General features: G+C 57.8%; 16 protein-coding genes and 4 tRNA genes. 11 read left to right on the forward strand and 9 right to left on the reverse strand.

What is annotated here, in order from left to right; genetic code table 11:
* Positions 1-119: 119 nt before the first annotated feature.
* The 7 genes from ACP7BE_RS00780 (at position 120) to ACP7BE_RS00810 (ending at position 2,820) form a co-directional block, all read left to right on the forward strand.
* Positions 120-195, forward strand: a tRNA-Ala gene (locus ACP7BE_RS00780).
* A 76-nt stretch (positions 196-271) separates the two neighbouring features.
* Positions 272-347: transfer RNA gene (locus ACP7BE_RS00785), tRNA-Glu, on the forward strand.
* A gap of 50 nt (positions 348-397) precedes the next feature.
* Positions 398-473, forward strand: a tRNA-Ala gene (locus ACP7BE_RS00790).
* Positions 474-550: 77 nt separating this feature from the next.
* Positions 551-626 (forward strand) — tRNA-Glu (locus tag ACP7BE_RS00795).
* A 151-nt stretch (positions 627-777) separates the two neighbouring features.
* Positions 778-1,212, forward strand: a complete 435-nt coding sequence (locus ACP7BE_RS00800) for an acyl-CoA thioesterase (protein WP_095002275.1) — start codon at positions 778-780, stop codon at positions 1,210-1,212.
* Between the two features lie 73 nt (positions 1,213-1,285).
* The gene (locus tag ACP7BE_RS00805; RefSeq protein ID WP_426104284.1) at positions 1,286-2,245 is read left to right on the forward strand and encodes a tRNA dihydrouridine synthase; all 960 of its coding nucleotides are present in this window, start codon (positions 1,286-1,288) and stop codon (positions 2,243-2,245) included.
* 122 nt (positions 2,246-2,367) lie between these two features.
* Complete coding sequence (locus ACP7BE_RS00810; protein WP_016780349.1) at positions 2,368-2,820, forward strand: Hsp20 family protein; 453 nt, start codon at positions 2,368-2,370, stop codon at positions 2,818-2,820.
* 140 nt (positions 2,821-2,960) lie between these two features.
* On the opposite strand, the gene pbpG is transcribed toward ACP7BE_RS00810, so the two are convergent.
* From pbpG to ACP7BE_RS00825, 3 genes are all read right to left on the reverse strand, one after another.
* The gene (pbpG, locus tag ACP7BE_RS00815; protein WP_095021194.1) at positions 2,961-3,899 is read right to left on the reverse strand and encodes a D-alanyl-D-alanine endopeptidase; all 939 of its coding nucleotides are present in this window, start codon (positions 3,897-3,899) and stop codon (positions 2,961-2,963) included.
* A gap of 278 nt (positions 3,900-4,177) precedes the next feature.
* Entirely contained in the window at positions 4,178-4,387 is a 210-nt protein-coding gene (locus tag ACP7BE_RS00820; RefSeq protein WP_095002278.1) for a helix-turn-helix domain-containing protein, read from the reverse strand.
* Positions 4,388-4,396: 9 nt separating this feature from the next.
* Complete coding sequence (locus ACP7BE_RS00825; protein ID WP_095002279.1) at positions 4,397-4,948, reverse strand: DUF2975 domain-containing protein; 552 nt, start codon at positions 4,946-4,948, stop codon at positions 4,397-4,399.
* A 219-nt stretch (positions 4,949-5,167) separates the two neighbouring features.
* Here ACP7BE_RS00825 and ACP7BE_RS00830 point away from each other — a divergent pair, with 219 nt between their 5' ends.
* A complete protein-coding gene (locus ACP7BE_RS00830; RefSeq protein ID WP_095018963.1) occupies positions 5,168-6,109 on the forward strand; it encodes a class I SAM-dependent methyltransferase in 942 nt (313 codons plus the stop codon).
* A gap of 285 nt (positions 6,110-6,394) precedes the next feature.
* Here ACP7BE_RS00830 and ACP7BE_RS00835 read toward each other — a convergent pair whose 3' ends face one another.
* The gene (locus ACP7BE_RS00835; protein ID WP_095002281.1) at positions 6,395-6,913 is read right to left on the reverse strand and encodes a Dps family protein; all 519 of its coding nucleotides are present in this window, start codon (positions 6,911-6,913) and stop codon (positions 6,395-6,397) included.
* Positions 6,914-7,118: 205 nt separating this feature from the next.
* Between ACP7BE_RS00835 and ACP7BE_RS00840 the strand changes: the two genes are divergently transcribed.
* Positions 7,119-7,814: an AzlC family ABC transporter permease gene (locus ACP7BE_RS00840; protein ID WP_426104288.1), complete on the forward strand. Its 696-nt coding sequence runs from the start codon at positions 7,119-7,121 to the stop codon at positions 7,812-7,814.
* Positions 7,811-8,122, forward strand: a complete 312-nt coding sequence (locus ACP7BE_RS00845) for an AzlD domain-containing protein (RefSeq protein ID WP_095002282.1) — start codon at positions 7,811-7,813, stop codon at positions 8,120-8,122. Before ACP7BE_RS00840 ends, ACP7BE_RS00845 begins: the two co-directional genes overlap by 4 nt.
* Here ACP7BE_RS00845 and ACP7BE_RS00850 read toward each other — a convergent pair.
* The 3 genes from ACP7BE_RS00850 to ACP7BE_RS00860 form a co-directional block, all read right to left on the reverse strand.
* The gene (locus tag ACP7BE_RS00850; protein ID WP_095002283.1) at positions 8,070-8,264 is read right to left on the reverse strand and encodes a hypothetical protein; all 195 of its coding nucleotides are present in this window, start codon (positions 8,262-8,264) and stop codon (positions 8,070-8,072) included. The two genes, ACP7BE_RS00845 and ACP7BE_RS00850, sit on opposite strands and share 53 nt — an antisense overlap.
* 94 nt (positions 8,265-8,358) lie before the next feature.
* Positions 8,359-8,553, reverse strand: a complete 195-nt coding sequence (locus ACP7BE_RS00855; protein WP_016780355.1) for a hypothetical protein — start codon at positions 8,551-8,553, stop codon at positions 8,359-8,361.
* A 156-nt stretch (positions 8,554-8,709) separates the two neighbouring features.
* On the reverse strand, positions 8,710-9,060 hold the full coding sequence (locus ACP7BE_RS00860) for a hypothetical protein (protein WP_095002284.1): 351 nt from the start codon (positions 9,058-9,060) through the stop codon (positions 8,710-8,712).
* A gap of 231 nt (positions 9,061-9,291) precedes the next feature.
* On the opposite strand from ACP7BE_RS00860, the gene ACP7BE_RS00865 reads away from it, so the two are divergent.
* Positions 9,292-10,110 (forward strand): shikimate 5-dehydrogenase, encoded by an 819-nt coding sequence (locus tag ACP7BE_RS00865; protein WP_095021191.1) that lies wholly within the window; start codon positions 9,292-9,294, stop codon positions 10,108-10,110.
* A 39-nt stretch (positions 10,111-10,149) separates the two neighbouring features.
* Here the strand turns inward: ACP7BE_RS00865 and ACP7BE_RS00870 are convergent, their stop codons facing one another.
* Entirely contained in the window at positions 10,150-10,821 is a 672-nt protein-coding gene (locus tag ACP7BE_RS00870; protein WP_426104292.1) for a YceH family protein, read from the reverse strand.
* 107 nt (positions 10,822-10,928) lie between these two features.
* Positions 10,929-12,236 carry an MFS transporter gene (locus ACP7BE_RS00875; RefSeq protein ID WP_095002447.1) on the reverse strand — a complete coding sequence of 436 codons (1,308 nt, stop codon included), beginning with the start codon at positions 12,234-12,236 and terminating at the stop codon, positions 10,929-10,931.
* Between the last annotated feature and the right edge of the window lie 108 nt (positions 12,237-12,344).

The following is a 12,344-nucleotide window of genomic DNA, read 5'->3' on the forward strand; positions in this document are numbered from 1 at the left end:
TTAAAAAAGTTTAAAAATAAGTTTGACAGCCTACCGATCCAGTCTTAATATGCGCCCCGTCAACACAGCAACACGAAACAAGCAGAACGCAACACGGCAACACCCAAGACTGAAAGTTTGGGGCTATAGCTCAGCTGGGAGAGCGCTTGCATGGCATGCAAGAGGTCAACGGTTCGATCCCGTTTAGCTCCACCAAATTTACTGTTCAATGCCTGGCCACACCGGTATTGAATCGACCAGCACTCAGTGCTGGTCAAGTTAGAAGGTTTGTGTCCCCTTCGTCTAGTGGCCTAGGACACCGCCCTTTCACGGCGGTAACAGGGGTTCGAGTCCCCTAGGGGACGCCAGTTTTACAGAAGCAGCACTTCGGTGATGCTCCGCCGCCAGGCGATAAATCGGGGCTATAGCTCAGCTGGGAGAGCGCTTGCATGGCATGCAAGAGGTCAACGGTTCGATCCCGTTTAGCTCCACCAATTTACAGTTCAATGTCGGGCCACACTGGCATTGGATCGATCAGCACTCAGCGCTGATCACTGTTAGAAGGGTTTGTGTCCCCTTCGTCTAGTGGCCTAGGACACCGCCCTTTCACGGCGGTAACAGGGGTTCGAGTCCCCTAGGGGACGCCACGATTACCCGCTTTGCGGGATTTATAAGGGTCATTCGATTATTGAATGACCCTTTTGTTTGTCTGCAGTTTTTTAATTCCAGCTCTTCAAGTTTCCCGTCGCCCCCTCTGCGTTACACTGCGCTCCTTATTTATGTACAGGGAGACAAGGCATGAGTTGGGATTTGGCAGCGCCGTTTATCATTGACCTGCAGGTGCAGGCCGAAGACATTGACGGGTTTGGTCATGCCAATAACGCGTCCTATGTGGTCTGGCTGGAACGCTGCGCCTGGCGCCACTCGCAGCGCCTGGGGCTGGACCTCACCGAGTACCGTCGCCTCGACCGCGCCATGGCGGTCTCCCGTCATGAAATCGACTATCTTGCCAGCGCCTACGAAGGCGATGAGCTGCAGCTAGCCACCTGGATTGTCGATTGTGACCAGCGCCTGCGCATGACCCGTCACTTTCAATTGGTGCGCCCCTGCGATGGTGTGACCCTGTTGCGTGCCCAAACCACCTTTGTCTGCATCGAACTGTCCACGGGCAAGGCCAGGCGCCTGCCGCCCGAGTTCCTTGACGGTTATGGCCCGGCTGTCGTGACGGCCTGACCGTCAGCGCCTGCGCATACCGATTGCCCGCAGAACCGCGTAAACTGCCGCACGTTTTTCATGAGAGTCACCCATGCAAATTGCTTTGGCGCCGATGGAGGGGTTGGTCGACAACATCCTGCGTGATGTCCTGACCCGCACCGGCGGTATTGATTGGTGTGTGACCGAATTTATTCGGGTCACCGAACGGCTTTTGCCCGAAGCCTACTTCCATAAACTCGCTCCCGAGTTGCAGTACGGTGCGCAAACGCGTTCCGGCGTGCCGCTGCGCGTGCAGTTGCTGGGCTCGGACCCGGCGTGCCTGGCCGATAACGCGGCATTGGCCTGTGAGCTGGGCAGCGGGGTGATCGACCTCAATTTTGGTTGTCCGGCCAAGACCGTGAACAAGTCCCGTGGCGGGGCAGTGTTGCTCAAGGAGCCCGAACTGCTGCACGCCATCTTGCTGCAAGTGCGTCGCACCGTGCCTGCGCATATTCCGGTCACCGCCAAGATGCGCCTGGGCTTCGACACGCCCGACAGCGCCAATGAGTGCGCAATCGCCCTGGCCGAAGGCGGCGCCAGCCAGATCGTGGTGCATGCGCGGACCAAAATGGATGGCTACAAGCCGCCTGCGCATTGGGAATACATTGCCCAGGTGCAGGAAGCGGTCAAGGTGCCGGTGTTTGCCAATGGCGATATCTGGTCGGTTGAAGATTGGCGTCGTTGCCGCGAAATCAGTGGCGCTGAAGACATCATGCTCGGCCGTGGCCTGGTGTCGCGCCCCGATCTGGCCGCGCAAATTGCCGCTGCCCGCGCCGGTGTTGAGGTAGTGCCGATGACCTGGGCCGATTTGCAGCCCATGATCCGCGACTTCTGGGCTCAGGCCGAGGCCCAGCTGACCCCGCGCTCGGCACCGGGGCGGCTCAAGCAGTGGCTGGCAATGTTGACCCGCAACTATCCTGAAGCGGTGGTGTTGTTCAATGCCATGCGTCGTGAAACAGACTGTGAGAAGGTCCGGCACATGGTCAACAACCCGCCTGTCGATGTGGCTTGAAGCGTCTGAAAAAAATTTCAAAAAAAGCCTTGAAATGGTTTTGACGGTCCCTATCTAAGGGGTACGCGATGCCGAAACCGGGTCGCGTAACAAAATCTCGCTGAAATCAGGAGGATGAAATTATGAGCAACGCTTTTTCAATGGCGCCACTGTTCCGTAATTCTGTCGGCTTTGACCGTTTTAGTGATTTGTTTGAAACCGCACTGCGCAACGATTCAAGCGGCGGCTACCCACCTTACAACGTTGAAAAACGGGGTGAAGACAGCTACCGCATCGTGGTAGCAGCTGCAGGCTTCCAGCAAGATGATCTGGACCTGCAAGTAGAGAAAGGTGTGCTGAGCGTCAGCGGCAGCAAACGCGAAAGCACCAGCGAAGAAGGCGTGACCTTCTTGCATCAAGGTATTGCACAGCGGGCATTCAAATTGTCCTTCCGCCTTGATGATCATATCGAGATCAAAGGCGCAAACCTGAGCAATGGTTTGCTGAGCATCGACCTGCAGCGGGTGGTGCCGGAAGAGGCAAAAGCCAAACGCATCCCGATCAATGGGGATTCGCAGCCTGCTCTGCAAAACTGATCTGAGCATGTGCCAGGCAAGAACCCCGTCCAGGTGACGGGGTTCTTTCTATCCGCAGTTTGTAACGAGCAGTACGCAGGCATTTGTCCCCGATCCTCTCCCCGGGGCAAGTGCCTGCATTTCATCTCACCCGCACTTCTTCACTTACCCGCCTGACCTGCTGTCAGCTGGTTTTTCTGCAGGTTTTTTTCGGCTTTGTAGCGCAGGGCTACGTCGGGCACACCGCCACTTTTGCCAGTTTCCACCCAGTTGCGAATTCGACCGGCATCGGCGAAGTGGGTGTACTTGCCAAAGGCATCCAGAATGACCAGGGACACCGGGCGCCCACCCATTTCAGTCACCAGCACCAGGCAATGACCGGCCTGATTGGTAAAGCCGGTCTTGGTGATCTTGATATTCCATTTGTCTTTTCTGACCAGGTGATCGGTGTTGCTGAAACCCAGGCTGTAGTTGGGTTTGCGGAACGCCACGGTCTTTTCCTTGGTGGTGCTCAACTGGCTGAGCATCGGGTAATGCCGCGCCGCTGCCAGCAGCTTGCTCAGGTCGCGGGCAGTGGATACGTTGTGGATCGACAACCCGGTCGGCTCAACATAGTGAGTGCTCATCATGCCCAGGCTTTTGGCCTTGGCATTCATCGCCGCGATAAAGGCTACATAACCCCCCGGATAGTGGTGGGCAAGGCTGGCTGCTGCCCGGTTTTCCGAAGACATCAGGGTGATCAGCATCATTTCGTGACGCGACAGCTCGCTGCCGATTTTTACCCGCGAAAACACGCCCTTCATCTCCGGGGTGTCGCTGATATTGACCGAAATGGATTCGTCCATCGACTGCTTGGCATCCAGCACTACCATGGCGGTCATCAATTTGGTGACGGAGGCAATTGGCACGATGGCGTCAGGGTTGCTGGCAAAAATCACTTTGTTGGTTTGCAGGTCGATCAGCAGCGCACTGCCTGAGGCGATGTGCAGTTGCGAGGTATCCCGTGGGGCCGAAGTGCTTTCAGCCGCTGCGGCGATTGAAGAAGCACTGGTGCCTGCCAGAACTAAACACAGGCTCAAAATGGAAAAATGAATTTTCACGCAGAATGACTCAAGAAGGGTTGGGAAGTACCGGGCTGCAACGGCTGTTATACACATGACGTTACATTTAGTCAGTATGGATCAGTGGCGGCAGAAATGCCTGATTTTGCAGAGGTTTGTCAGAGAAAATCCGAATATACCGGTAAAAAGGTTGGGTGCCGCGGCGAGCCTAGCAGGAGGATGCTGTTGGTTGGCTGAACGGACTGGAGGCTTTGAAGTGCAGGCAGGCAGAGCCTGGTGCGCCACCTGCGAGGGCTTGGCCTCGCAGGCGTGCGTGCTTACGATTCCGGTTGATAATGCAGCAAGTCCCCCGGCTGACAATCCAGTGCGATGCAAATGGCTTCCAGGGTTGCCAGCCTGATGCCCTTTACTTTCCCTTGCTTGAGCAGTGACAGGTTCTGCTCGGTAATGCCCACCCTGTGCGCCAGGTCCTTGGATTTGACCTTGCGCATGGCCAGCATGACGTCCAGCTTGATCTCGATCGGCATTTTGGCCTCTTAAACGAACTGCTGATTTTCCCGCGCCAACGAACACGCCTTGTACAGGCTGCGGGCGATGATCATAAGGGAAGCCGAGAGGAACAAGGCAACAAGATGCGACGGCTCGAAGCTGATCGTGAGCAAGCGCTCGCCCGCAGGCCGCAAAATGGTGATCCAGACACTCATGACCGGGGTTAACAGGAGGCTGGCCAGCACCCATATAGAAACGCTTTTACCCACTTTACCCAGCAACTCGGCAGATTCGGTCGAGAAATACTCGCCCTTGCTGTAGGCCAGAAACAGGCTGCGCAGGGCCAGCAAGCCTTTGGCGAGTATCAGCAGGGGGATGCTGGACAGGGTTATGGCACCAGCAACCTGCCACCAGGGCATCAACGGGATGTCGGCCTGCAGTGTTTCGGTCATGGCGCTCAGGTTGAACCCGCCCACATAAGTGCCTATGGCGTTGGGGAAAATCCAGTAAGCGATATTGGCCAGCAACATACCCGCGACAAGTGCCAGCGTGGTTGTGGCCAGGATGCGGCTGCGATTGGCAAGGGGATCGGTTTTCATCGAACAGTCCTTCTGGTTCTGCTTGTGGTTGTAAAAAGCCCGGAATCTGCCCAGGGAAAGCGTATTGCCCTGCGCAGTGAAACTATCGTATTGCGATAAAAAATTACTGTAAAACGATAATATCACCCTCTGTATTAACAAATATTTCCACTGTGCCGATTAGGCAGGGCAGTGCAATTGTGTAAAATGCCGGCCCCTTGAAATTGACCGGTCGGCCTGATGACTCCTGAAGCGTTAACCACCCTGCACCAGCACTTATTGACTGCACTGCAGGCTGTGCCTGCTGAAACCCGGCGTTTGTTCCATGGGCGTGGACGTTGCTGGCCCGGGCTTGAGCAGTTGACGGTGGACTGGTTGCAAGGCGTGGTGCTGGTTTCTCTATTCAAGGAGCCCGAAGCCCTGCAACTGGCTGCACTCAAGCAACTGCTGCAGGCCATTGTTCAGTCAGCCGCGTGGCAGGCCAGCGGTGCACACACACTGGTGCTGCAACATCGCTATACGCTGCAAAGCGACACCGAGTGGCTGGTGGGCGAGGCAATTGACGAGTGGACGCTGACTGAAGGCGGATTGCGCTATCGCGTGGACCTGGGCCGCAAACAGAACAACGGCCTGTTCCTGGACATGCGTTATGGTCGTGACTGGGTAAGGGCCAATGCCGGGGGCAAGCGAGTGTTGAACCTGTTTGCCTATACCTGCGGTTTTTCAGTGGCCGCCATAGAAGGCGGCGCGCAGCATGTGGTCAACCTCGACATGTCCCGTGCGGCCCTGAGCCGTGGCCGCGACAACCATCGCCTGAACGGGCATGACATGAGCAAGGTGACGTTTCTGGGTCATGAGCTGTTCAAGTCCTGGGGCAAGGTGAAAAGCACCGGGCCTTACGATCTGGTGATCATCGATCCGCCGTCATTTCAGAAAGGCAGCTTTTTGCTGACCAAGGACTACCAGCGCGTGGTGCGCCGCCTGCCGGAGTTGCTCAGTGAAAATGGCACTGTACTGGCGTGCATGAATGACCCGGCACTGGGTTCGGATTTTTTGATCGATGGCGTGACCCGTGATGCGCCAAGCCTGCGTTTTGTTCAGCGCCTGGACAACCCGCCGGAGTTCCCGGACGCCGATGTCGAGTGCGGCCTCAAGGCGCTGGTGTTCAGGCAGGGCGTTTGACAGGCGAAAAAAAGCCCGCAGGGGAGGTGCGGGCAAGGGGTTCATTGAATGAGCAATGAGCGCAGCGAATATACCGCTCGTTGCGTTCGAAGACTGTGAAACAAAATTCATGGTTCTGCGGGTGCTCGTGACCGTAGCAGCTGGCGCAGGAACAAGGCTGCGTCCGGCGGCGAAGCCGTTGTAAAGTCAGAACACAGGTTTTTACAGATAAACCGCATGCTCAGGTTTTACGATCGCTTGGCAATCGAACGCAGCCTCGTTCCTTCGGCAGCTGCTACGCAGGGGTTATTTGGTACGCGACGACTCAAACAGGAACCACACGCGGCGCTCGGCCTCGTCGATCCAGTTTTCCAGCAGGCTGGTAGTCGCCACATCGCCCAGCTCGGAGCACATGTCGTGAGTCTCACGCATATAGGCGGCCAGCTGGATATTGTCTTCGCGCAGTTCTGCCAGCATGTCTTCCGGCGTCACGAAGTCGGCGTCGTTGTCCAGCAGGCGTTGCAGCTTCTTGATGTGGCCGATGGAGCGGATTGTGGTGCGCCCCAGCTTGCGCACACGCTCGGCGATGGCATCGGTGGTCGCGTAGATCTGGTCAGCCTGCTCGTCGAGCAGCAGGTGGAAATCACGGAAGTGCGGGCCGGACATGTGCCAGTGGAAATTCTTGGTCTTCATGTAGATGGCGAAGGTGTCTGCGAGCAGCGCGTTCACTTCGGCTGCGATATCGATACAGGCTTTTTCGCTCAGTGCCGTAGGTGTCCGCAGATCGGCCTTTCTGCTTTCCTTGGCGGATTTCAGGTCTTTCATGGTGGTTCCTCGTGGCAGCGGTTGATCGGAATTAACGTCTCTTGAATGCGGCTGACTAAAGACCAGGTTTGCTCTCTCGTCAAACGCGGCGGGCTGTTTTCACGCGGGCCGCGTCAAGTTATGAGGGCAGCAGAGCAAGATCGTTCAAGACTTTTTACCTTGATGTTGCGACCCTTTGCCGCTGCTTACTGCCGGAATGTTTTTGATGCCTGATGCCCTTGCTCGAACCGCGTTTATGCGCGGCGCAATTGCCTGCCTGCCGCTGACCCTGGCGTGTGCCCCCTGGGGGCTGCTGGCCGGTTCCACCGCAATCGATGCCCAGCTGACCTCCGCGCAAAGCCAGGGGCTGTCACTGTTTGTGTTTGCCGGTGCGGCGCAACTGGTTGCCATTGGCATGATCAAGGGCGGTGCCAGTGCGATTTCGATTCTGGTCACCACCTTGCTGCTGACTTCGCAACACTTGCTCTATGCCATGCACTTGCGCCCACTGGTGGCGCCGCTCGAGCCCAAATGGCGCTTCGGGCTGGGCTTTTTGCTCACCGATGAGTTCTTTGCCCTGGTCAGCCCCTTCGACCAGAACACCTTCAATCGCTGGTATGCCCTGGGTGTGGGGCTGTGCATGTATGTGGGCTGGAATATTTTCACCCTGCTGGGCGTGGTGCTGGGCAAGAGCATCCCGGGGCTGGATCAGCTAGGGCTGGAGTTCTCGATCGCGGCCACCTTTATCGCACTGATTACCCCGGTGGTGCGCAATACCCCGACCGTGGTCTGCGTGGCGGTCTCTTTGTTCACGGTGGTGGTGTTCAGTCACTGGCAGTGGGAGTCGGCGATTGTGCTGGCCGGGTTGGCGGGTATGGTCGCGGGCTATGCCTGCAAGCGGCTGGGAGGGTACTGGGCATGATCTGGGCAATTATTGGCGGGATGACGCTGATCCTGTTTTTCAACCGCTACCTGTTTCTGGAGCCACGCTTGCCGATTCGCCTGAATCGCGGGGTGAAGGAGTTTTTGGGCTTTGCCGTACCGGGGATGCTGACGGCGATTTGCGGGCCGATCATTTTCGTCAAGGACCATCAGTTGGATCTGAGCCTGGCCAACCCCTACCTGCTGGCCGGGTTGTGCGCCATCGGGCTGATGCTGTGGAGCCGCAATGTGCTGCTCAGTGTCGCGTTGAGTGTGGCGCTGTTTTATCTGTTTCGCTGGTGGCTTTGAGCTGGGCGGCGGCGCGCGAGGTAAACGGGCCGCTGACGGCAACGCCGTCACTGACCACATACCAGCATGCCAGCAGGCCGTCGGCACGCAGCGGGGCGGGAACGGCACTGCCGATCACCGACATGACATGAATCTTGGGCATACAGACCTCCTTCAACAATGGCGCTACCTTACGGGCTGTGCCGCTGCGCAAGAAATCATTGCGCGTGATAGTGGTCATTGATGTCGATGAGGTGTCAGTCAACCACCTGATCGAGCATGTGCATCACTTCCTGATCACTCAGCAGCCCTTCGCGAACCAGGTGCTGGGTCAGCAGGGAGAGCAGTTTGGCGGTGCGGTGACCTTCGAGCTGCTTGAGCTCGGTCAGAGTGTTGTACACCTTGCTGGAGGTGCAGAGCCCGACGATATGGTGCGGGTTTTGTGTAGGCATAAAGGTCGTCCTTGTTTTTATGAATGTGCCGATTGTTGCGCCAGCCAAGCTGCATGATGCCGCAGTCCGGGGCGTTACGGTGTCTTGTCCGCGACATTCACATGATCTATCCGGACCTGCCGGCAGCTGTCCAAGCCTGCCGGCTGCCAGCACCGGTTACCAGCGCGGCGGGCCGTAGTAACCCCGTGGCGGACCGTAGTACACCGGTTGCGGTCGACCGTAGTAGCCCTGATAGTAAACGGGCTGGGGCGGCTGGACATACACCGGTTGCGGTTGGTAATAAACAGGTGGGGCCTGTACGTAAACCGGCTGTGGCTGCACATACACCGGTTGCTGCACATACACCGGGCGCTGTTCGTGGCCAGCGATAACCGAGCCAACCACCGCGGCACCCACCACCGCGCCAAAAATTGCAGGCCCGGGGCCCCAGCCACCATGGGCCGATGCCTGCCCTGCAACAGCCAGGGTGCCGATAAGCAAAGCGATTTTGGGGATGCTACGCATCATGACGATTCCTCGAATTCCCGCCCCGACGATTCGGCCTGCACCAGACCGCAGTTAAACCCGGGGATAACATTAAGACCGTATTTATTTTAAAAACTGCGAAGCGTCCGGGTAAATTTTGTGTAAGGTCTGCGGGCGCTGAGACGATTCAGCGTTGGCGCTCCACTATGATCCAACAAAACTCCCGGTACGGCTTGTGCCGTCCATCTAAAAGCATTCAGCAAGGAGATGAGCATGCAAATGAATCCGGACAAAGACACACGACTGTGCATATCGTTGTCGGGTCGACCGGGTAATTTCGGGCTGCGTTTTCATAATCATCTATACGAACAACTGGGCTTGAACTTTTACTACAAGGCCTTCAGCAGCAAGGATCTGGCGGGCGCAGTGACCGGTATCCGGGCATTGGGCATTCGTGGTTGCGGCGTGTCGATGCCGTTCAAGGAGGCCTGCATCGAGCTGGTGGACGAACTGGACACGTCAGCCCGGGCCATTGCCTCGATCAACACCATCGTCAACACCGACGGCCACCTCAAGGCCTATAACACCGACTACATAGCCATTGCCCAACTGCTGGACAGCCATAAAGTACCCAAAGACACGACCTTTGCCCTGCGCGGCAGTGGCGGCATGGCCAAGGCGGTGGCATCGGCCCTGCGCGATGGCGGTTATCGCAATGGCCTGATCGTTGCGCGCAACGAGGCAACAGGGGCGGCGCTGGCGGCAAGTTGCGGTTATGAATGGCAGCCTGAGCTGGGCGAGCGCAGGCCGCACATGCTGATCAATGTTACACCTGTCGGCATGGCGGGCGGGGCCGAGGCCGATGATCTGGCTTTCGAGGCAGATGCCATTGATCGTGCGGATATTATCTTCGACGTGGTGGCGATCCCGGTTGAAACACCCCTGATCGTGCGCGGTCGGGCCCAGGGCAAGCAGGTCATCACCGGGCTTGAGGTTATTGCCATTCAGGCCCTGGAGCAGTTTGTGCTGTACACCGGTGTGCGGCCCACCGCCGAGCAGTTCCAGGCGGCCGTGGCATTCGCGCGCAGCTGATGGCGATTGGGGGCGAGTGAGCTCGCCCCCAAAACGCTTTTACTCCAGCTCTGCCAGACGGGCTTCGAGCGCTGCAATGCGCGCCTCAAGGGCTTCGAAACGCTCTATCGAGACTGCCTGCGCGCTTGAGCGTTCTGCAGGTTGCTGGCGTGCAGTCATGATGGTATCGATATCGGCCGGGTCGCCCAGGGCGTGCATGTAACGGTCTTCTCGCTGGCCGCTCTGACGCGGTACCAGCAGGGCCAGGTCGCGGGCAATCAGGCGTTCCAGCTGATGCTGGACCTGTTCGGTGTCTTCAAAGTCGTGCATGCGCGAACTGCGGGTCAGCAACTCGTTGAGGGTTTGCGGACCGCGCAGGAACAGCAGGCCCAGCAACACCACTTGCGCAGGCACCAGCTCCAGCGCCTTGTCGACCTTGTGTTCCCAGCGATCAGCGCGGCTGCCCATCACCAGGCGGGTAAAGCCACGCCCTTCGAGGGCGCGCAGGCTTTGCCCGACCTGGCCCTGGGTCAGGTTGAGCACCGGCTCGCGGCTGGTTTTCTGGTTGCACGCCAGCACCAGGGCATTGAGCGTCAGCGGGTAGGTTTCCGGGTTGGTGGCCTGTTTCTCGATAAGGGAGCCGAGAATACGGATCTCGGTACTGTTGAGCAGAGGTCCTGCGTCAGCATCGTTTGGTACCTGTTCTGAGAACTGATCAGCGGGAACGTCCATTTTCATCTCCAATTTGAGTAACCGTTGCCAGCGACCATTGTGGTGTTTTTTGCGCGGTAGAGCGACTGGCATGTCGCCCCGTCTGTGGCAGAGAGTCTTTTTGCGTGTCAGCGGTTAACCACTTTGGCAGGCAGCGCGATCACCAGCAGGCAGCTCACTAGCAGGCAACTGGCGAAGAACCACAAAGCGCCGGAACTGCTGCCCGTTACGTCGATGGCGATACCCATCAGGGAATTGCTCACCAGCCCTGCGATATTGGCCAGCGAACACGCGAGGGCGAAGCCGGTAGCGGCAGCACGGCCCTTGAGAAAGGTGGCCGGCAAGCTGAAAAACACCGGTACGGCGCCAATGATGGCGGCCGAGGCAATGGCAAACAGCAAAACGATCACAAGCAGGTTGTCGCTGAAAAAAGTGCTGGCTGCCATCGCGGCCGCGCCAATCACAAAGGGCACAATGATATGCCAGCGGCGTTCTCGATGGTGGTCGCTGCTGGCGCCAATCATCAGCATGCCGATCAGGGCTGCAACGCTGGGCAGGGCGGTGAGCAGGCCAATATGGAAGTTGTCGGCCACACCGGCGTTACGGATAAACGTCGGCATCCAGAATGCCATTGCGTAGGCGCTAAGCAGGATGGAGAAGTCGATACCCCCCAGCATCCAGATCTTGAGGTTAAAGAACCCGTCGCGAAAACTGTGCTTGCTGTTCTGGCCTTCGGCGTTGTCCTGGTGCAGTTGCTGTTCCAGTAACGCTTTTTCGTCGGCGTTCAGCCATTTTGCCGTGTGATGGCTGTCTGGCAGAACCCAAAAGGTCAGGATGCCCAGCAGTACGCTGGGGATCGCCTCAAGCACAAACAGCCACTGCCAGCCGCGCAGCCCCGCCGTATTGTCGAAGGCGACCATGATCCAGCCCGACAGTGGCCCGCCAACGACACTGGACAGCGGCATGCCGATCATAAACAGGGCAATGATGCGGCCCCGTCGCTGGGTCGGGAACCAGGTGGTCAGGTAATACAGCACCCCGGGCAGAAAACCGGCTTCGGCCACCCCCAGCAGAAAGCGTACAACATAGAACTGGGCAGGCGTGGTGACCAGCAGGGTGCAGGCCGAAAGCAGGCCCCAGCTGATCATGATCCGGGCTATCCAGACCCTGGCGCCGACTTTCTCCAGAAGCAGATTGCTGGGTACCTCGAACAGGATATAGCCGACAAAAAACAGCCCCGCCCCCAGGCCAAATGCCGTTTCGCTGAACTGCAGGTCACCTAGCATCTGCAATTTAGCGAAGCCGATATTGATCCGGTCCAGATAAGCGGCCAGATAACAGAAGCAGAGAAAGGGAATGAGTTTGCGGGTGATTTTGCGATAGAGCGCCTGGGTCGGGTCCGCTGCTGGAGCTGTAGAGGGATGAGCGGAGGGCATATGGGTGTCCAGGGGCTGAGCTTGGGGTTGATCTTCATACACCAGATGAGCGCTGGCGTGTCTATAATCGGCGCACATTGCATTCCTGCCCACAGACTGTCGAGACTT

The organism is Pseudomonas sp. TWR1-1-3, from assembly GCF_049896805.1.
In the GTDB taxonomy this organism is placed as follows: domain Bacteria; phylum Pseudomonadota; class Gammaproteobacteria; order Pseudomonadales; family Pseudomonadaceae; genus Aquipseudomonas; species Aquipseudomonas bubulae.